Consider the following 18,859-nt stretch of genomic DNA (forward strand, 5'->3'; position numbering starts at 1 on the left):
GACCCCTATGACCAGCTTCTCGCGCCGCTCGGTAATCGTCTCCGGGCTCGCCGCCACCGCCGTCCCTGCGCTGACGGCCCCCGCGCTCGGCAAGGCCCCCACCGGTGCGCCCAAGCCGTGGGGCGCGACCCCGTCGCCCCGTCAGCTCGCGTGGCACAAGCGCCAGCAATATGCCTTCATCCATTTCTCGATCAACACCTTCACCGACAAGGAATGGGGCTACGGCGACGAGGACCCGAAGCTGTTTAACCCGACCGACTTCTCCCCCGACCAGATCGTCGCGGCGGCCAGAGCGGGCGGAATGACCGGGATCATCCTGACCGCCAAGCATCACGACGGTTTCTGCCTGTGGCCGACGCTGCTGACCGAACGCTGCATCCGCAACACGCCGTACAAGAACGGCAAGGGCGACATCGTCGGCGAGATGGCGGCGGCAACCCGCCGCGCCGGGCTCGACTTCGGGCTCTATCTGTCGCCGTGGGACCGGCATCACCCCGAATACGGCCGCCCCGCCTATGTCGACTATTTCCGCAAGCAGATCGTCGAGCTTTGCACGCGCTACGGCACGCTGTTCGAATTCTGGTTCGACGGCGCGAATGGCGGCGACGGCTATTACGGCGGCGCGCGTGAGACGCGGAAGATCGATGCGCCGGCCTATTACGACTGGAAGACGACCGTCGCTCTCGTCCACCAGCATCAGCCGATGGCGTGCACGTTCGATCCGCTCGGCGCGGACATCCGCTGGGTTGGGAATGAGGACGGCGTCGCGGGCGACCCGTGCTGGCCGACCATGCCCAACCACCCCTATGTCCAGAGTGAGGGCAATAGCGGCGTGCGCGGCGCGGAATTGTGGTGGCCCGCCGAGACCGACGTGTCGATCCGACCCGGCTGGTTCTATCACGCGGATGAGGACGGCAAGGTCAAGCTGCCCGACCGGCTGCTCAAGTTGTACGATGAGTCTGTCGGGCGCGGCACCAACCTCAATCTCAACCTGCCGCCCGACCGGCGCGGACGGATCGCCGACACCGACGCGGCGGTGCTCGCGTCGTTCGGCGCGGCACAGGCGGCGACCTATCGCACCGATCTCGCGCAGGGTGCTGTCGCGCATGCCAGCGCCGAACGCGGCGCGGCCTTCAGCGCGGCGCGTGTCCTCGACGGGCGCGACGACAGTTACTGGTCGACCCCCGACGCCGACCACAATCCCACGCTGACGCTCGACCTGCCGCCGGGGCGGAGCTTCGACCTGATCCGGTTGCGCGAATATCTCCCGCTCGGCGTCCGCGTCACGCGCTTCGCGGTCGATGCCGAGGTGGACGGCGCATGGAAGACGCTGGCCGAGCATGAAGCGATCGGCGCGCAGCGCATCATCCGCTTGCCGCAACCGATCACCCCGCGGCGGCTTCGCTTGCGCATCCTCGACGCGCCCGCCTGCCCCGCGATCAGCGAAATCGCGCTGTTCCGTCAGGTCGCGCCGGTCAAGGTCGCGCCCAGCACGCGCAAGGACCCGACGATCCTGTCGACCGCAGACTGGCGGATCGTATCGGCCTCGTCGCCCGGCGCGGAAGCGTTGCTCGATGACGACGCCGCGACCCGCTGGACCACCCCCGCACCAACGCCCGGCGCGCCGACCACCGTCACCATCGACATGGGCAAGCTCGTCCGCCTCGCGGGTGTGAGTATCACCCCGTCGCGCACGCTCGCCAAGGACGTCTCGCCGCCGCGCGGCTATCGCTGCGAAACCAGCGTCGATGGCAAAAGATGGGAGCCCGCGGGCGCGGGCGAACTCGCCAACATCGCTTATGCGCTCGCGACGCAACGGTTGCCGTTCGCCAAGGCGCGCGACGCGCGGTGGTTGCGGCTCTCGTTCGACGCGACCGCGCTTCCGGCGGCGTCGCTGGTGCTGGCGGGGATCGGCGGGTTCATCGCGGCGGGGTGATGTGAATTTTGTGGGGGGACGAGATCGTGGCACCCCCCACCGTTCGTTTCGAGCGAAGTCGAGAAACTGGGCACAGCGCAGGTTTCTCGACTACGCTCGAAACGAACGGGAGGGTTGGGGCACCCCCCACCCCGTTCGGGCTGAGCGAAGTCGAAGCCCCCTCTTCCCTTAGATCGCGCTCCGTTCGGCAGGGGCCCTTCGACTTCGCTCAGGGCGAACGGTGGTGGGGGGACACGTGGAGCCGCACCCTCAGCGCCGCCCGCCCTTCCCCGGCACGAACGCAAACAACTGCGTTTTTAGCGAAGCAGGCGCCCCCGGTTTGAACCAGTTGGTGTCCTGAATGTGGCTTGCGGTCACATAGATCCGCCCGTCCGGCCCTTCCGAAAACGTGTCAGGCCAGCGCAGCCGGCGATCGCTCAGCACCGGCTCGACATGATCGCCCACCAGCCGCGTGATCGCGTTGTCGGTCGGCGAGGTCAGGTACAGCGTCCCCGCCTTGCTCATCCACAGCCCGTCCGCGACATGCGTCTGCGCAACCGTCTTCACGCCCGCCGCACGCGCCGTCTCGGCCACACCCTCACGCAGCAGCGCAGTGTCGATCGCATACAAAGTCTTCCCGGTCAGCGCCTGATAATACAGCGTCTCGCCGTCGTTCGAGATCGCGATCCCGTCCGCCGAGAAAGCGGGCTGGCGACCATCGGGGCGCACCAGCGGCTTGCCGTCGGTGGTCACCTTGACGGTGTTGTCGATCTGCGTCGACATATGCCCGTCGAGCGCGCGGAAGCCCTTGCCGCTTTCGAGGTCGATCACGATGATCGCCCCGCGCGTCCCGCTGTCGGTGATGTAGCCGGTCTTGCCGTCGGGCGAGAAGCGGATGTCGTTGAGATACGTCCCCTGCAACGCGACGTCGCCCGGCACCAGGATCGTCTTCACGACCCGATTGGTGGCGAGGTCGATCTTGACCAGCTTGGGCGCGCCTTCAAGGATCTTCTCATTGCCCGGCGCGCCGGGGTCGAGCACCCAGAGATTGCCATGGCCATCGGGCACGATCGACTGGACGCAGACGAAATAGTCGCCGACCGGCAGCTCGGTCGCGCGCGCGTTGCGCCAGCTGTTCCACTTGGCGTCGGGATAGGGTTTGAGCGACCCGTCGGCCATCACTTCGGCCACCGAAATCGGCGCATCGTCGGTCCAGCGCGGGAAGTTGACGAAGCGGCGGCCATCCGCGGTCACCGCGACGCCCGTCACCTGATGGTCGAACGTCGCGACTTCGCTCAGCGCGTTGGTCGCCGGGCCAGTCTGCGCGCGTGCCACGCCGAACGCGGCGGCGGCGATCAGGCCGGCGGCGGCGATGCCGGCGAGGAGGGGCTTGGTCTTGGTCATAAGGAAACTCCGGTCATGCGTGTCGGCGAGGCTCTGGGGGTCGCCGGTGAAAAGATGGAGGAGGTGCCGCGCGACCCCCTGCGGGTGCTCGCGCTGCGGAAAGTGGCCAACGCCTGAAATCCGGATATAGCCGAACGGTCCGGTAAACTTGTCCGGCACGCCCGCGCTCGCGGACGGCGGATTGACGCCATCCGCGTCGCCCTGGATGTAGATCGCGGGCAGCGCGAGCGAGCGCGTCGCCTTGACCTTGTCCTCGAGCCACTGGCTGCGCGGATCGGGCTCGGCCTCGTCCCAGCGTGCGCGATAGCTGTGGAGCGTCACGTCGACCCAGTCGGGATTCTCGAAGGACTGCGCGACGCGGTCGAACGACGCCACGTCGAACCAGCCGCGCGGCGACCAATTGATCCAATGAATATGCGCGAAACTCTTGGGATCGGCGCGCACGGCTTCGGCGCCACGCGCGGTCGCCATGAACCAGTGATACCAGGTCCGCTGCGCCTGTTCGAACGGCGGGGTCGGCGCGCCGCCCATCCGCGGCATCGACGACAGCAACGCCATCCGCTCGACCCGCTCGGGCCAGCCGATCGCGAGCGCCTCGGCGGTGGTCGATCCCCAGTCATGCCCCGCGACCATGAACCGCTCGATCCCGAGCCCGTCCATCAGCGCGATCGCATCCATCGCGAGGATCGCGCTGTTGCCCGTGCGCGGCCCCTCGCCCAGCCGCGTTTCGCCGAACCCGCGCAGCGTCGGCACGATCACGCGTTGGCCCGCCTCGGTCAGCGCGGGGACGACCGCGTCCCACGTCGAGGCATCGTCGGGCCAGCCATGGAGCAGCAGCACCGGCTGTCCAGCGGGGTCGCCGTGCTCGGTATAGGCAATCGAGAGATGTTCGGTGACGAGGTGCGGCATGGGGCGGGGTGGCCTGTATCGTTGACCACCCCACAACCCGGTCAACCGCCGCGCGTTCCGCCGGGACGACCGAACCCGCGCTGCTCGCGCAACCCGTGCGGTGCTCCTGCGCAGGCAGGAGCCCAGGGTATCACGCGCCACAAGCCGTTGGTTTGCTGAACTCTGGGCTCCTGCTTGCGCAGGAGCACAAACGCCTTACCCCTTCGGCACCTGACTATCCGCCACCAGCGCATCCACAACGCTCGGGTCCGCCAGCGTCGACGTATCCCCCAATGCCCCGGTATCGCCCTCGGCGATCTTGCGGAGAATGCGGCGCATGATCTTGCCCGAGCGCGTCTTGGGCAAACCTGGCGCGAACTGGATCGCATCGGGCGTCGCGATCGGGCCGATCTCGTGCCGGACCCAGTCGCGCAGCCCCTTGCGCAACGTCTCGTCCGGCTCGACCCCGGCGTTGAGCGTGACATAGGCGTAAATGCCCTGCCCCTTCACGTCATGCGGGAAGCCGACCACCGCCGCCTCCGCGACATCGGCATGGAGCACCAGCGCGCTCTCGACCTCGGCGGTGCCCATGCGGTGCCCGGACACGTTGATGACGTCGTCGACCCGGCCGGTGATCCACCAATAGCCGTCGGCATCGCGCCGGGCGCCGTCGCCGGTGGTGTAGACTCCCGGATACAAGCTGAAATACGCCTCGAAGAAGCGCGCCGGATCGCCCCACAGCCCGCGCATCTGCCCCGGCCAGGATTTCGCGATCACCAGATTGCCCTCGGCCGCGCCCTCAAGCCGCTGCCCCTCGGCGTCGAGCAACTGCGGATCGACCCCGTAGAAGGGCAAGCTCGCCGACCCCGGCTTGGGCGGCGTGCCAGGGAGCGGGGTGATCATGTGCCCGCCGGTCTCGGTCTGCCACCACGTGTCCATCACCGGGCAGCGCCCCTCGCCGACGACGTCGTGATACCAGCGCCACGCCTCGGGATTGATCGGCTCGCCGACCGAGCCGAGCACCTTGAGCGACGCGCGGCTCGTGCCGGTGACGAAGGAATCGCCCTCCTTCATCAACGCGCGCAGCGCGGTCGGGGCGGTGTAGAGCGTCGTCACCTGATGCCGGTCGACCACTTCCCACATCCGCGCCGCGGTCGGCCAGGTCGGCACGCCCTCGAACATCAGCGTCGTCGCGCCATTGGCGAGCGGACCGTAGACGATGTAGCTGTGCCCGGTGACCCAGCCGATGTCAGCGGCGCACCAATAGACCTCGGGTGCGGCGTAATCGAACACGGTCGCATGCGTCATCGCCGCCCACAGCAGATAGCCGCCGGTGGTGTGGACGACGCCCTTGGGCTTGCCGGTCGATCCGCTGGTGTAGAGGATGAACAGCGGGTCTTCCGCCGCCATCGGCTCGGGCGGGCAATTGTCGCTGACCGTCGCGACCGCTTCGTCATACCAGACGTCGCGCCCCGCGGTCATCGCGACCTGGGCCCCGCTCGCGCGGACGACGAGGACATGGTCGACCTTGCCTGCGATCTTGATTGCTTCGTCGACGCACGCCTTGAGCGGCACCGCGCGCCCGCCGCGACGACCCTCGTCGGCGGTAATGACGATGTGGCTGTCGCAATCCTCGATCCGCCCGGCGAGCGCCTCGGCGGAGAAGCCTGCAAACACCACCGAATGCACCGCGCCGATCCGCGCGCAGGCGAGCATCGCGAACGCCGCCTCGGGGATCATCGGCATGTACAGCGTGATCCGATCGCCCTTCTTCGCGCCCAGTCCCCTAAGCACATTGGCGAAGCGCGACACTTCGCGGTGCAGCTCAGCATAGGTGATGGAGCGCGGTTCGGTCGCGGGGTCGTCGCCTTCCCACAGGATCGCGACCTGATCGCCACGCGCTTCGAGATGCCGGTCGATGCAATTGACCGAGACGTTGAGCACGCCATCCTCGAACCAGGTGATGCGGAAATCATCCTTGTCGAACGACCAGTCGCCCGCGCGCGTCGGCGGCGTCATCCAGTTGAGCCGCTCGGCCGCTTCCAGCCAGAAACCGTCGGGATCGGCCAAAGACCGCGCGTGCACGGCTTCGCGCTGCGCGAGCGGATGGGTGTCGGACATGGGGGAACTCTCCTTTACGATTTTTCAGCTGACCCCGTCGTGGTCGGCAACATAGCAGTGGAGCGCGTTCGTGGCGTTGATCGCGTCATAGGCATCGATGTCGTTCGCCACCACGGTCGCCAGCGTGCTTTGATACGGCTGGATCAGGCAACTACGCTTCGATGAGGGTATCCGGTTGGAGACGAGCCGGACGCACCTCGCCTCCATCGCAGCCGGCGACGGGAAAATGTCGATCTTCCGCTCGAGGGTCAGGCGTATCATAATGACGTCGCGCCGCGGCTGCCGTTCAGCGACTGCCAAGCGCCGCAACGCTTTGCGCGAAGGCGTCCACAACGTCCCGGACTCGTCGCCCCGAAGTTTCCGCGCCGTGAGCGCGCCTCTCCCCATACTGCTGGTCAGCGCTTTGGAGATACGGGCGGACATAGAGGTCCGGTCGTAGCTCAGATCCTCCGGCTTGATATCCGCCACATCCACCCCCCCGCCGTCGCCGACACCGCAAGGTACCGGATCGACGGCGCAACGGCACAGCTCAAACCCGTGTGAAAGGTCGCCGTCAAGGCTCTATCGGACAGCAACCGATGATCGTTCGGATCAAGTCTGCCGGACACTGTCGCACTGTCTCGGCGGTGTCGACGTTTTACCTCCGTTCGAGGGCGTGAAGACCTAGCCGGGGACGGTAGCACGCCCCCATGCAGGCCGTTACTTTTTGGGCGTGATCTCTGCGATGACATCCTTTGCCGCAAAAATCTGCGGCGGATTGGTGTGGCCGCGCAACAGCGTTTCGCGATCCGCGGCCATCTGCACGAGCAGGACCGTCTGATTTACCTGCCGCGGCTGCCATCGTTCGAGCATCTGATACGGGACGTCGCCGCCACCGAACCCGCCCGTGCTCGGACCAGTCGGGACCGACGGACTGCTAACCCCCGGAGCTCCCCCCGATTGGTCGCCCGGACTGCCGGTTCCGGCCGAGACCGACCCGCCCGACAGATTGGGACCGGCGCGCGATGACAGGCTGCTCGTCCTGCTCGCTTCCACCTGTTGCGTCCGTGTCTCGAGGACGGCGAAAACCGGTTGCCCCGCCGCAACGGTCAACTCCGCCGCGCGCAGAAATGCAAAGCGCGCAACTCCTCGGTATCGACGAGAACGACTTCGTCCGGCGCACCGCCGCCACGTTCAAACTGGGGATCGAATTCGTCGACTGGGGCGGGCTGGGTCAGCGCTACATCCATCCCTTCGGGAGTTACGGCCAGGAAATGGAAGGCGTGCACTTCCATCACTTCTGGTATCGCCAGGCGCAGGCGGGCGGCGCGCTTCCGCTCGATCGCTACAGTATCGGTGTCGGCGCAGCGCGTGCCGGCAAGTTCCAGCGCCCCGATCCATCGCTCGTCCATTCGCCGCTTGCGACGATCGCGTATGCCTATCAGTTCGATGCGGCGCTTTATGCCCGCTATCTGCGCGAACTGGCGGAAGCAGCGGGAACGCTGCGGGTCGAGGGCAGGATCGTCGATGTCCGGCTGAACGGCGAGAGCGGGCATGTCGAGACATTGCTGCTCGACGATGGGACCGTGGTGGCCGGGGACCTGTTCATCGATTGCTCGGGGTTTCGCGGCCTGCTGATCGAGGGCGCGCTGGGCACCGGCTATGACGACTGGAGCAGCTATCTTCCCTGCGACCGCGCGGTCGCCCGTGCCTGCGAACGCGTCGCCGACCCGATTCCCTATACGCGCGCCACCGCGAAGGCGGCTGGGTGGCAATGGCGGATCCCGCTGCAATCGCGGACCGGGAACGGTCACGTCTATTGCTCGGACCATATCGACGACGACGCAGCGCTGCGTGTCCTCAACGCCGGGCTCGACGGCAAGCCGATATCCGAACCGAACTTCCTGCGCTTCAAGGCTGGCGTGCGGCGCAAGGCGTGGAACCGCAACGTCGTTTCGCTGGGTCTGGCCGCCGGGTTTCTCGAACCGCTGGAATCGACGTCGATCCATTTGATCCAGTCGGGGATCGCCCGGTTGTTGACCAACTTTCCCGACAAGCGCTTCAACACGCCGGATATCGACTATTACAACCGGCGCACCCGGATCGAATACGAACAGATCCGCGATTTCCTAGTGCTCCACTACAAGGCGACCGACCGCGACGACAGCGCCTTCTGGAACCGCTGCAGGACGATGGTGGTGCCCGCGTCGCTGGAACAACGGATCGCCATTTTCCGTGAGAATGCGCGCCTGTACCGGGAGGATAGCGAGCTTTTCAGCGAAACGAGCTGGCTTGCGGTGCTGCATGGGCAGAATGTCGTGCCACGGAGCCACCATCCGATCGCCGACCTGTTGCCTCCGGACGAACTGGCCGCGCGCATGACGCGGATCGCGGCCGCGATGGAGGGAAGCGTCGCGCGGATGCCGGAGCATCAGGTCTTCATCGACCATTATTGCGCGATCGATCGCCGCTGAATCGAAACGGCGGTTCGAGCGCGGTCAGCGCCGCAGTTCGTCCATCAGATACTGTTTCACCGCCGCGACCCGCTCGGGCGTCATCTCGCCAAGCGCACCGCGCCCGCCGGGGGGAAGGTGCGCGACCGCGTCATGCCCGCCGTCGAACACGTAATGATCGAACCACGCGCGCCACACCGCCCGTTCGCGTTCCGGCAAATCACGGATCGTCATGATCGCGTGCATCAACGTCTTGAACGGCGAGCCCGGCCACGTCCGTTCACCGATGTTCCACCAGTAATTGACCAGCACGTTGACGGGATCGAGCGCCTCGACCTGATGCCACCACATATAGGGAATGTAGACCGCATCCCCGGGCTCGAGCTCGGCTTCCTCCGCGATCGCCATCGCCTCGGCATATCGCGGATACCGCTCCAGATCGGGGGCGCGCAAATCGACCATGCTGACGGGTGGCCCCGCGAACGTGAAGTCGAACGGGCCGACGTAGAGATTGCGCACTTGCTCGGGCGGGAAGAAGGTGAAGCGCCGCCGCCCCCCGACGACGACGGCGACATTCTCCGACATGTCGAAATGCGTCGAAACCGTCGCGCGATTGCCGATCCACAGCCGCGGGCTCGCGTCCGCACCGACGATATCGGTCGCATTGTCGCGGGCGAAATCGGGACAATTCTCCGCAACGGGGATCGCACCCGCGTAAAACGCTGGCGGTTCGGCATCGCCTTGCACACTCAGCAACACGTCGAGCAATTCGGCGATCGGCGCGATGCGCTGCTGATAATTCAGGCCGCGCAGATCGTCGCGATACCAGAACCGGCCCTTGATCTGTGGCGGCCCGAGGAACGCCGGGACGGGCTTCCCGCGATCACTGGCGCGGAGGTGATTGCACAGGTCTTCCGGTGACCGCCCGGCGGCGCGCACCGCCGGCCAGTCCTTCGCCAACGCGCGCAGCACCGCGGGTCGGCGCAAGGGCACGATCTCCGACCGGAACTGCGCGCGATCGACGTCGTGCCATTCTCGTGTCTTTGCGAAGGCTTGGGTCATAGCCGCACGGTTTCGGGCAAAAGCCGCGAAACATCAATCGCTACGGTAACGCCGCAGAGTCGCTCCTCGGATGCGGTCTCAATTGGTGGTCGCCGCCCAGGGTGCGACATCCCGCCCGCCGAAGATCGTACTGCGCGGCAAGTCGAAGATAAAATAGGGATTGAGCATCGGCGGCGCGCCCGCCGCGTCAAGCCGGGCCTGCTGGTCGTCGTCGAACACAATGTCGAGCGCGGCGATGTTCTCGCGGAGCTGTTCCGGCCGGCTCGCACCAATGAGCACCGACGCTACCCCCCGCCGCTGCGCGACCCACGCGAGCGCGACTTGCGCCATCGGCCGACCGATCTCGCCTGCGACGGCGCGCAGCGTGTCCACCACGTCGAAATTCCTGTCCGTGAACAACATGCCGCCGAAGGGATTGTCGCCGTTCAACCGCCCGTCGCTTCCGCTGCTCGTGGCGTCGCCAGCGCGATTGGGGAGGCTTCCCGCAGGGCCGGCCGCGGCGATCTTCTCGCGTCCATATTTCCCAGTCAACAACCCCGCCCCGAGGGGACTCCACGCGACCAGCCCCAGGCCGAGCGCCTGCCCCGCCGGAACGACATCCAGTTCCACGCCACGGTCGATCAGCGAATAGGAATATTGCAGGCCGATCGGCTCGGGCAATCCGTGCGCCCGCGCCAAGGTTGCGATCTGCGCGGCGTACCAGGCCGGCGCGTTGGAGAAGCCGTAATAGAGGATATCCCCGCGCCGTACCGCATCGGTCAGCGCGCGCAGGACTTCCTCGGGTGGGGTGGTGCGATCCCAGACATGCGTCCAGTACAGGTCGATAAAGTCAGTACCCAGGCGGCGCAGCGACCCTTCGATTCCATCACGGATGTTGCGCGCCGAATTGCCTCCTGAAAGCGGCGTCCCTTCCGTTCGCGGGAAGCCGGATTTGGTCGCGATCACCATCCGGTCGCGATTGCCGCGCTCGGCGATGAACCGCCCGAGCATTACTTCGCTGTTGCCCCCGGAATAGACGTCCGCGGTATCGGCGAAATTGCCGCCCGCCTCGACATAGGCGTCGAAGATCGAGCGCGACGTCGCTTCGTCCGCGCCCCAGCGTCCCGCCCCGAACGTCATCGTGCCGAGCGCGAGCGGGCTTACCGTCAGGCCGGATCTTCCAAGCGCGCGATAGGTCGTGAGGGTCATTGCTGTATCTCCGTTGCAAGTCTCCCCGAAGATAGACCTTGTTGGAGCCTTAATTAGCCGCCATTCGCGACAAGAGCTTATGAGCAGGATGCAGCATTGAAGCGCGGCGATCTGGATGACCTTGCCGCTTTTGCAGCGGTCGCCCGCGTGCGGAGTTTCACGCGCGCCGCCGCCGAACTGGGCTTGTCCCCGTCCGCCCTCAGCCATGCGATGCGGGCGTTGGAACAGCGGCTCGGTGTCCGGCTGCTGGCCCGTACGACGCGCAGTGTCGCACCGACCGCGGCCGGCGAACGCCTGCTGCGGTCGCTCAATCCGGCGCTGGCCGAACTTGCCGAAGGTCTGTCAGCGCTTGCCGATTGGCGCGGCGTGCCCTCGGGCGCGATCCGGCTGACCACGTTCGGGTACGCCGCGCGAACGGTGCTCGCGCCGACACTGCCGCGTTTCCTGCGCGAGCATCCCGACATTTCGGTGGAAGTGATCGTCGAGGACCGACTTGTCGATCTCGTCGCGGGAGGTTTCGATGCGGGGATACGCCTAGGGGAAACGGTCGATCGGGACATGGTCGCGGTTCCGGTCGGCCCGGAGCTCCGGACGGTGGTGGTCGGCACGCCAGAGTATTTCGCGACACGCGCTTTACCCGCCACGCCCGCCGATCTGGAAGGCCATAACTGCGTCAATTACCGGCTTCTCGGCGGCGGCGGCCTGCTGCCCTGGGAATTCCATCGCGACGATCGTGACATCCGGTTCAGGCCCGGCGGTCAACTCATCGTGAACGACGAACTGCTTGCGGCGGCTGCCGTCCGCGCCGGCGCGGGTCTGGGCTATATGCTGGAACACGACGTTGCTGACGAGATCGCCGACGGACGGCTGATTCAGGTTCTCGACGCCTGGTGTCTGTCCTTCCCCGGCTGCTATCTCTATTATCCGAACCGGCATGTCACCCCGGCGTTGCGCGTGCTGATCGATACCCTTCGCCAGACGACGATCGGCAAGGTTTGATCCACGAAGCGCCGGAACCGGGATGGAGGTTGAGCAGGGGAGTCACGTTCTCTTTGTACTCGCGCATTTGGCGCATAAGCCCCAATCTGCTTTCGATCGACAAGTAAGACTAGTGCAGCCGGCAGTTTAATCACGTCCGTCCGAGAAACGGTGACTAGGGCGTCTTGCAATTGATCGTTACCAGCACAAACTCTTTATTGTCGGACAAATATCGCCGCGGGAGCCTCTTGGCTACCTGGCGTCACGATTTCGCGACTCATAGAACAAAACCTTTACGCGACTCGCTTGCCACCGTACACTGACGGTGCAATAACTCCGACTATTCGGATTCTCGCCCACGCTAGGAGCGGAACCGGTGGAGGAGGCCTGACGTGAGATCAGTTATTGCCGGTATCTCGGCTGCACTTCTTTCGATCGGCGCTGCATCCGCCCAAACCGCGACGTCGCCCCCTGTCGAAGATTTCAAGCCTTCATCGGTCAATCAGCCGGGACAGCAATATCCTCAGGTGAACTCTCAAGGCTACGCCCGTTTTCGCATCGTTGCACCCGATGCGAAGGCGGTAAAAGTCAGTCTGGGGCTGGGCGGCAGGGGTGGCACTGTTCTGGCCAAGGCTCCCGACGGGAGCTGGGTCGGCACCTCGGAGGGGCCGCTGGACGAAGGATTTCATTACTACCATCTGACCGTGGACGGGGGCACATTCAACGATCCGGGCGCACTCAACTATTATGGCTCCACGCGCTGGGAGAGCGGGATCGAGATTCCCGCCCATGATGCCGATTTCTACGCCATGAAGAACGTTCCGCACGGCAATGTGCAACAAATCCTGTTCCCCTCGCCAAGCACTGGCACCCAGCGACGTGCATTCGTCTACACCCCGCCAGGGTACGATGCCGCCAAGGCCGCGCGATATCCTGTCTTGTACCTGCAACATGGATGGGGCGAGGATGAGACAGCCTGGTCGAATCAGGGCCACGCAAACCTCATTCTCGACAACCTTATCGCCGCACGCCAAGCAAAACCGTTCATCATCGTCATGACCTACGGCATGACGAACGATATAAAACCTGGCGCCCCGGGCGGCCTCGCAAGCTTCGACATTCGCCCGTTCCAGACGGTGCTGGTGAACGAGCTGATCCCTTACGTTGACACCCATTTCCACACGGTGACCGACCCCGCGCATCGCGCCATGGCAGGGCTGTCGATGGGTGGCTTTGAGACCAAGCTGATCGCTCCCAAGAACCTCGACACGTTTGGCTATATCGGTCTGCTCAGCGGCGGTACCATTTCCCTAGAAGATGTAACGGGCACGCCCGGCTTCAAGGACAAGGTCAAGCTCGTCTTCGTCAGTTTCGGAAGCCGCGAACTCGACCGCGCGCGCCCGAACTTGCCACCCGGCGCTCCACCGTCCGACCCGCGCGCCAACGCGGCGGCGCTCAAGGCGGCCGGGATCAACAGCGTTTTCTACGTCTCCCAAAACACGGCGCACGAGTTCCTGACGTGGCGCCGTAGCCTGCGGGAGATGGCGCCGCTGCTGTTTCGCGATTGAAGGCGTTTGCGTGACGCCGCGCCCACGAAACACCGTAATCGCGTGCGGTCGAACGGCGCTCACCCCCCTAAAGCTTGGCGATTAAGGTCGCGCGAGGTCTCGTTCTACGGGAGTCCGACAGCCCTTCCATCGACGCCTGAACGGACCAGCGACAGGACGGCGGTATTCCCACGTACGCTGCTTGCCTACGCGCAATCCCAGGGCGCTCTTGCCAATTCGCGGCCAAGATAATCGATGAGAGTCTGAACCCGAAGCGGACGCAAGGGACTAGGTGGCATGACGAGATGAAGACCTAGCGGTGTCACCGACCAATCCGGCATTGCACGCCTCAACTTGCCATCACGAAGTTCCTGCCAGACCAGAAACTCCGGTTGAATCGCGAGCCCCTGCCCAGCAAGAAGAGCGGGGTTGAGCAAATCGGCGTTGTTGGTCCAGACGCGCACCGGCGGTTCGACGGTTTCCTCCCCGAACGTGGGATGCGTAAAGCGCCAGCTTCGCGAAGCTCCCCCGGTATAGGCCAGGGCAGAATGTCCGGCTAGCTCGGCCGGGTGCGTCGGCATGCCGTGACGATCAAGATACTCGAGAGACGCGACCAGCAGGAGCCGGACTGTGCAAAGCCGGCGCGACAACAGCGAGGAATCGTTCAGGCTGGCGATCCTAAGCGCCAGATCGAACCCCTCCGCCACCAGATCGACCTTGCGGTCGCTTAGCGAAAATTCGACGGTGATCTCGGGATAAGCCTGGAGAAAGGCTGGCAACGTTGCCCCAAGATAGGCGATGCCGAACGACAACGGTGCGCTGATACGCACGCGTCCGCGCGGCACCGTTGACTGCTCACCGGCCTCGTCCTCGACCGCTTCGCCCTCGCTGAGGATTCGCGATGCCCGCTCCAGTGCGGCGCGGCCGGCATCGGTCAGGGCGATGCGACGTGAGGTGCGCGCGATCAGCGTGAGGCCAAGACGCGCTTCCAGCCGTCCGATGGCTTTGGATACGGTGGGATCGGACATGCCCATCGCGCGCGCGGCACGGGAGAACGAGCCATGCTCGGCGACCTTGGCAAAGATCGCCCACGCTTCGAGATCGGGAAGTCGCTTCATCATTTTCGGAAAGGATGAAATGCCAACCTTGCCGTTTCGTCAAGTCTGAACTGGGGCCATCTTCAGGTCATCGGAGCAACAGGGCTCCCCGGAGACCGAACCATGATCGACCGTCGTCCCTTCGCCAGCCTCGGTGGTGCCAACCATGGTTGGCTCGACGCCAAGCATCACTTTTCGTTCGCGAGCTACTATGATCCAGCCCGGATGGGCTGGGGCGGCATTCGTGTCTGGAACGACGATACGATCGCAGCCGGCACCGGCTTTCCGCCCCATCCGCACAACGACATGGAGATCATCACCTATGTCCGCGAAGGTGCGATCACGCACCAGGACTCGCTCGGCAACATCGGCCGCACCGAAGCTGGCGACGTGCAGGTGATGAGCGCGGGATCGGGCGTCCGCCACTCCGAATACAATCGGGAGCCGGGCACCACCCGCATCTTCCAGATCTGGATCGAGCCAAAGACACGCGGCGAAGCGCCCTCATGGGGTGCAAAACCCTTTCCCAAGGGCGAACGCTCGGGTCAATTCGTGACGCTGGCGAGCGGCTTCGCGAACGATGCAGACGCCTTGCCAATCCGTACCGACGCGCGCATCGTAGCGGCCACGCTCAAGGCCGGCGAGACCGCCGAATATCCGCTCGGCGCCGATCGCCACGGCTATCTCGTCCCGGCGACGGGCACGGTCGAGGTCAACGGCACCCGCCTGGAAGCACGGGATGGCGCCGCTATAACCGATGAGGCGGTACTTCGCGTCACCGCGATCGAGGATGCGGAGATCGTCCTCGTCGACGCTGCCTGACCTGCACCAGACCCTGTAGCGTACCCGTATCCACTCACGTTTGAGGAGAGCCGTTATGCCTTTCATCACCACCGCCGACGCGACTGAAATCTTTTACAAGGACTGGGGCACCAAGGACGCGCCCGTCGTCATGTTTCATCACGGCTGGCCGCTCAGTTCGGATGACTGGGACACGCAGATGATGTTCTTCGTCCAGAAGGGCTATCGCGTCATTGCCCATGATCGCCGCGGACATGGTCGCTCGACTCAGTCGGCGGACGGCCACGACATGGACACCTATGTCTCCGACGTGATCGCGCTCACCGACGCGCTCGACCTGAAGGAAGCCATCCACGTCGGCCACTCGACCGGTGGTGGCGAGGTTGCCCGCTACGTCGCCCGTGCAAAGCCCGGCCGGGTCAAGAAGGCGGTGCTGGTCAGCGCGGTCGCGCCAATCATGGTCAAGACCGACACCAACCCGGATGGCGTGCCGATGGACGTCTTTGACATGGTGCGCGAGCAGACCGCGACGAACCGCTCGCAATTCTACTACGACTTCACCCTCCCATTTTATGGCTACAACCGCGAGGGCGCGGAAGTGAAGGAAGCTGTGCGCCTCAACTGGTGGCGGCAGGGCATGATGGGTTCTGCACTCGCGCATACGCTTGGCATCAAGGCTTTTTCTGAAACGGACTTCACAGCGGACTTGAAGGCGATCAGCGTGCCAACGCTGGTGCTGCATGGCGAAGACGATCAGGTCGTTCCCTTTGCGACCACCGGCAAGATGTCAGCCGAGATCGTGAAGGGCGCTAAGCTCATCTCTTACCCCGGCTTTCCGCACGGCATGCCGGTCACGCACGCCGACCGGATCAACGCCGACCTGATTGCCTTCATCGAAGGCTGATCGATTGCAACAGCATGGGGCGGTTGCTCGCCCCATGCTGTCGCACGAACCTCAGCCGCCATATGGCAGCATCACGCCGCCACCGCCCGAAGTGGCGCCCCGGGTTTTCCGGCACAGGCGGGCTTCAACGATCCAGCAAAGCCTACCCAAAGTGCGATCGATACGAGCGAGAATGCACCCAACACGATGAAGGTCACGTGGTACCCGAGACCTTCCGCAATCCAGCCGCCCACTGCAGGACTGAGCGAGGCGCCGACGCCCTGCACTGTCATCACCGCACCCTGCCCGACATTGACCCGACCAGTCCCTGCAAGGATCCGCGCGACCAGACCAGGGACCGCGACGCTTTGCAGCCCAGCCGCGATACCGTCGAGGATCTGGACCGGAAAGACGCCCCATGAGGTAATGAAATACGAGGCGATCAGTCCGCGCACTGGCAAAATCAGAAAGGTGACGAGGATGACGAGCCAGTAGCCTTTTGCTTCCGCCGAACGCATCGCGACGATTGCTGCGACGATCATAACCGCCTGCGCAACGACGATCATCTCGGCCGCAAAGATTGCCGGGTTGACGTCCTTGGACGCGACCGCGAGCGTGTAGAGCGGCAACAACCCGCCATTGCCAAGATGGAAGAAGGCAAGGCTCGCGGCGAGGATCAACAACGGCTTGTTGTGCAGGAGCATCTTGAACCCATCCGCCTTGCCCGCGTCATCGTCCTTGCCATCGTCTTTCTCGAGACCGCGTGCGGCTTGGTGATCAATCTCCGCTTCGGGGATCATCAGCACCGACACGATCGCGAGCACGCCGAACAGCGCAGCCAGCACGAACACCGCGCCGAACCCAAACTTCCAGCCAAGATACCCCGACAGCGCCGCGCCGACCATGTTGCCGGCATGGTTCCATGCCTGGTTACGCCCGTTCTGCCGGTTAAACCCGTTTTGCCGAACGATACCAAGCGTGATTCCCGCAACCGCCGGGCCAATCGCCGCGCCGGCGATTGCAGTCGCGATCTGAGACGTGGCGACCACCCAGATGCTTTGTGAGAACCAGATCAGCGTCGACGCAAGCACCGTGAAAATGCCCGAAACAATCACGGCGATGCGCTTTTTCTTGGTCGCATCGATGAGTGCGCCTGCTGGGGCAGTCATCAGCATGCCCGCTACACCGCCGATGGTCATCACCGTGCCGATTGCGCCGGTCGCCCAGCCCTTACCCTGCAGGAACACACCGAGGAACGGGCCGATCCCCGCCTGCATATCCGCCATGCTGAAGTTGAGCGCCTCAAGCGCGCCGCGGGCGCGTGTACTGCCCTTGAGCGCCACCTGGTCGTCACTCACCAATCGGCTCCGTTCTTGTTCGGCCCGCGCTGCGCCCCGTCGATCCCGCGTTCCAGCCATGCACCGATCGCGTGGACGTCGCGCCCGAGCCCAACGGGCGCCGTGCGCTTCGGCGTCGATCCTTCGCTGCGGACCAACACGTCGATCACATCCTCACTGCCGCCCGACCGCACTACCAACCGATGAAGGCCGTCCGGGACATCGGTGATGGTAGCGCTCCACAGAGCAGGCTCGCCCGCAACTCGCGCCATCGCGATCTCATCCCCGTCGTTGAGATAAGCGGAAGCGCTTTCCGTCGCGCCGAAGACTTTCGCCCGCACGACAAAGCCGCCTTGAGGAACATGAAGCGTGTTGGCTGGGTCGGTGATCAGGCGACGATCGGCGGGCGAGGTGATCTGGACCAGAGGCCAGGCTGCGTCGAACGGTTGAAAGCACCAACTTGGTACGCCATCGTCGAGCGTAACAACCGAGAATCCGGGTGCGCCCTCTTCGGTCTGCCCGGTCGATCGCGTCGCACCATAGATGACGCGACCGTCGTTGAGCAGTTCGTTGTAATGCGTGTGACCGGTATCGACGAACGCGACATGATGTGTTGCGAACAGGGCGGCAATACCATCGGGATCGTCGCGCAGATCACCCGGATATGCGTGCATGAATACAACCGCACGCTCGCCAGCGACATCCGCCGCGCTTAACGTGCGCTCGATCCAGCGCCGCTGGGCGGGATCGATCCGGAAATCGGGGCCGCCGTGTCCCGCCGACACGATATCCAGAAACAGGCAGCGATAGTCGCCGATCCGCTCCGAATACGGCGCATCCTTCGTTGTGATCGCGCGCATCGCGACAAGGTCGCCGGGTTCGAAATCATGATCGCCGGCCAGAACGTGCCATGGTCGATCGAGCACCTTCATCGCCGTGCGGATGCCTTCATATTGCGCCACGGTGCCATGGTTCGCATTGTCGCCAGGGAGAAACGCGAAATCCACTGCGCCGCCGATCTGCGTTTGCGCAATGCGTGCCAGCGTTTCGAACCGGCTCAACCCTTCGAAGCCATCCGCCTCATCCACGTGCAGGTCGCCAAAGTGAATCCAACTCAGGCAGCCTGCCATTCCAACGTCCCTCCACCACCGTAATCTTCGCGGAAAGCGACCCGTTCGACCGATGGTTCCATGACATTTTCGACAC

Annotated in this window: 16 protein-coding genes; 6 read left to right on the forward strand and 10 right to left on the reverse strand. The window is 64.7% G+C overall.

The window, feature by feature from the left end:
• Positions 1–7 precede the first annotated feature (7 nt).
• Entirely contained in the window at positions 8–1,936 is a 1,929-nt protein-coding gene (locus QBJ92_RS02040) for an alpha-L-fucosidase (RefSeq protein ID WP_277968023.1), read from the forward strand.
• Between the two features lie 249 nt (positions 1,937–2,185).
• On the opposite strand, the gene QBJ92_RS02045 is transcribed toward QBJ92_RS02040, so the two are convergent.
• The 5 genes from QBJ92_RS02045 to QBJ92_RS02065 all read right to left on the reverse strand — a co-directional run bounded on the left by QBJ92_RS02045 (position 2,186) and on the right by QBJ92_RS02065 (position 7,363).
• Positions 2,186–4,228: an L-dopachrome tautomerase-related protein gene (locus QBJ92_RS02045; RefSeq protein WP_277968024.1), complete on the reverse strand. Its 2,043-nt coding sequence runs from the start codon at positions 4,226–4,228 to the stop codon at positions 2,186–2,188.
• A gap of 195 nt (positions 4,229–4,423) precedes the next feature.
• Complete coding sequence (gene acs, locus QBJ92_RS02050) at positions 4,424–6,328, reverse strand: acetate--CoA ligase (protein ID WP_277968025.1); 1,905 nt, start codon at positions 6,326–6,328, stop codon at positions 4,424–4,426.
• Positions 6,329–6,352: 24 nt separating this feature from the next.
• Positions 6,353–6,796, reverse strand: a complete 444-nt coding sequence (locus tag QBJ92_RS02055) for a hypothetical protein (RefSeq protein ID WP_277968026.1) — start codon at positions 6,794–6,796, stop codon at positions 6,353–6,355.
• Positions 6,769–7,059, reverse strand: coding sequence for a hypothetical protein (locus QBJ92_RS02060; RefSeq protein WP_277968027.1), 291 nt, complete (start codon positions 7,057–7,059; stop codon positions 6,769–6,771). Before QBJ92_RS02060 ends, QBJ92_RS02055 begins: the two co-directional genes overlap by 28 nt.
• The gene (locus QBJ92_RS02065) at positions 7,028–7,363 is read right to left on the reverse strand and encodes a hypothetical protein (RefSeq protein WP_277968028.1); all 336 of its coding nucleotides are present in this window, start codon (positions 7,361–7,363) and stop codon (positions 7,028–7,030) included. Before QBJ92_RS02065 ends, QBJ92_RS02060 begins: the two co-directional genes overlap by 32 nt.
• Here QBJ92_RS02065 and QBJ92_RS02070 point away from each other — a divergent pair.
• Positions 7,333–8,781 (forward strand): tryptophan halogenase family protein, encoded by a 1,449-nt coding sequence (locus QBJ92_RS02070; RefSeq protein WP_277968029.1) that lies wholly within the window; start codon positions 7,333–7,335, stop codon positions 8,779–8,781. The genes QBJ92_RS02065 and QBJ92_RS02070 overlap by 31 nt on opposite strands.
• A 24-nt stretch (positions 8,782–8,805) precedes the next feature.
• Here QBJ92_RS02070 and QBJ92_RS02075 read toward each other — a convergent pair whose 3' ends face one another.
• The gene (locus tag QBJ92_RS02075) at positions 8,806–9,822 is read right to left on the reverse strand and encodes a cupin-like domain-containing protein (RefSeq protein ID WP_277968030.1); all 1,017 of its coding nucleotides are present in this window, start codon (positions 9,820–9,822) and stop codon (positions 8,806–8,808) included.
• Positions 9,823–9,900: 78 nt separating this feature from the next.
• Positions 9,901–11,010, reverse strand: coding sequence for an aldo/keto reductase (locus QBJ92_RS02080; RefSeq protein WP_277968031.1), 1,110 nt, complete (start codon positions 11,008–11,010; stop codon positions 9,901–9,903).
• Between the two features lie 96 nt (positions 11,011–11,106).
• On the opposite strand from QBJ92_RS02080, the gene QBJ92_RS02085 reads away from it, so the two are divergent.
• Both QBJ92_RS02085 and QBJ92_RS02090 read left to right on the forward strand, forming a co-directional pair.
• Positions 11,107–12,009, forward strand: coding sequence for a LysR family transcriptional regulator (locus QBJ92_RS02085; RefSeq protein ID WP_277968032.1), 903 nt, complete (start codon positions 11,107–11,109; stop codon positions 12,007–12,009).
• A 371-nt stretch (positions 12,010–12,380) separates the two neighbouring features.
• Positions 12,381–13,556 carry an alpha/beta hydrolase gene (locus QBJ92_RS02090; protein ID WP_277968033.1) on the forward strand — a complete coding sequence of 392 codons (1,176 nt, stop codon included), beginning with the start codon at positions 12,381–12,383 and terminating at the stop codon, positions 13,554–13,556.
• Between the two features lie 185 nt (positions 13,557–13,741).
• On the opposite strand, the gene QBJ92_RS02095 is transcribed toward QBJ92_RS02090, so the two are convergent.
• A complete protein-coding gene (locus QBJ92_RS02095; protein WP_277968034.1) occupies positions 13,742–14,653 on the reverse strand; it encodes a LysR family transcriptional regulator in 912 nt (303 codons plus the stop codon).
• 102 nt (positions 14,654–14,755) lie between these two features.
• Between QBJ92_RS02095 and QBJ92_RS02100 the strand changes: the two genes are divergently transcribed.
• Together QBJ92_RS02100 and QBJ92_RS02105 are read left to right on the forward strand one after the other, a co-directional pair.
• Positions 14,756–15,454 carry a pirin family protein gene (locus tag QBJ92_RS02100; protein WP_277968035.1) on the forward strand — a complete coding sequence of 233 codons (699 nt, stop codon included), beginning with the start codon at positions 14,756–14,758 and terminating at the stop codon, positions 15,452–15,454.
• A gap of 55 nt (positions 15,455–15,509) precedes the next feature.
• Entirely contained in the window at positions 15,510–16,337 is an 828-nt protein-coding gene (locus QBJ92_RS02105) for an alpha/beta fold hydrolase (RefSeq protein ID WP_277968036.1), read from the forward strand.
• Positions 16,338–16,408: 71 nt separating this feature from the next.
• Here the strand turns inward: QBJ92_RS02105 and QBJ92_RS02110 are convergent, their stop codons facing one another.
• A complete protein-coding gene (locus QBJ92_RS02110; RefSeq protein ID WP_277968037.1) occupies positions 16,409–17,674 on the reverse strand; it encodes an MFS transporter in 1,266 nt (421 codons plus the stop codon).
• Complete coding sequence (locus tag QBJ92_RS02115; protein WP_277968038.1) at positions 17,671–18,783, reverse strand: metallophosphoesterase family protein; 1,113 nt, start codon at positions 18,781–18,783, stop codon at positions 17,671–17,673. Before QBJ92_RS02115 ends, QBJ92_RS02110 begins: the two co-directional genes overlap by 4 nt.
• Positions 18,784–18,859 lie beyond the last annotated feature (76 nt).

The sequence above is a fragment of the Sphingomonas echinoides genome (assembly GCF_029623395.1).
GTDB lineage: Bacteria > Pseudomonadota > Alphaproteobacteria > Sphingomonadales > Sphingomonadaceae > Sphingomonas > Sphingomonas echinoides_A.

Excerpts from the sequence above, each read along its gene's own strand:
- QBJ92_RS02040 (WP_277968023.1), top strand. The coding sequence starts at position 8 with ATGACCAGCTTCTCGCGCCGCTCGGTAATCGTCTCCGGGCTCGCCGCC.
- QBJ92_RS02045 (WP_277968024.1), bottom strand. The coding sequence starts at position 4,228 with ATGCCGCACCTCGTCACCGAACATCTCTCGATTGCCTATACCGAGCAC.
- acs (WP_277968025.1), bottom strand. The coding sequence starts at position 6,328 with ATGTCCGACACCCATCCGCTCGCGCAGCGCGAAGCCGTGCACGCGCGG.
- QBJ92_RS02060 (WP_277968027.1), bottom strand. The coding sequence starts at position 7,059 with ATGTCATCGCAGAGATCACGCCCAAAAAGTAACGGCCTGCATGGGGGC.
- QBJ92_RS02070 (WP_277968029.1), top strand. The coding sequence starts at position 7,333 with ATGACAGGCTGCTCGTCCTGCTCGCTTCCACCTGTTGCGTCCGTGTCT.
- QBJ92_RS02075 (WP_277968030.1), bottom strand. The coding sequence starts at position 9,822 with ATGACCCAAGCCTTCGCAAAGACACGAGAATGGCACGACGTCGATCGC.
- QBJ92_RS02080 (WP_277968031.1), bottom strand. The coding sequence starts at position 11,010 with ATGACCCTCACGACCTATCGCGCGCTTGGAAGATCCGGCCTGACGGTA.
- QBJ92_RS02095 (WP_277968034.1), bottom strand. The coding sequence starts at position 14,653 with ATGAAGCGACTTCCCGATCTCGAAGCGTGGGCGATCTTTGCCAAGGTC.
- QBJ92_RS02100 (WP_277968035.1), top strand. The coding sequence starts at position 14,756 with ATGATCGACCGTCGTCCCTTCGCCAGCCTCGGTGGTGCCAACCATGGT.
- QBJ92_RS02105 (WP_277968036.1), top strand. The coding sequence starts at position 15,510 with ATGCCTTTCATCACCACCGCCGACGCGACTGAAATCTTTTACAAGGAC.
- QBJ92_RS02115 (WP_277968038.1), bottom strand. The coding sequence starts at position 18,783 with ATGGCAGGCTGCCTGAGTTGGATTCACTTTGGCGACCTGCACGTGGAT.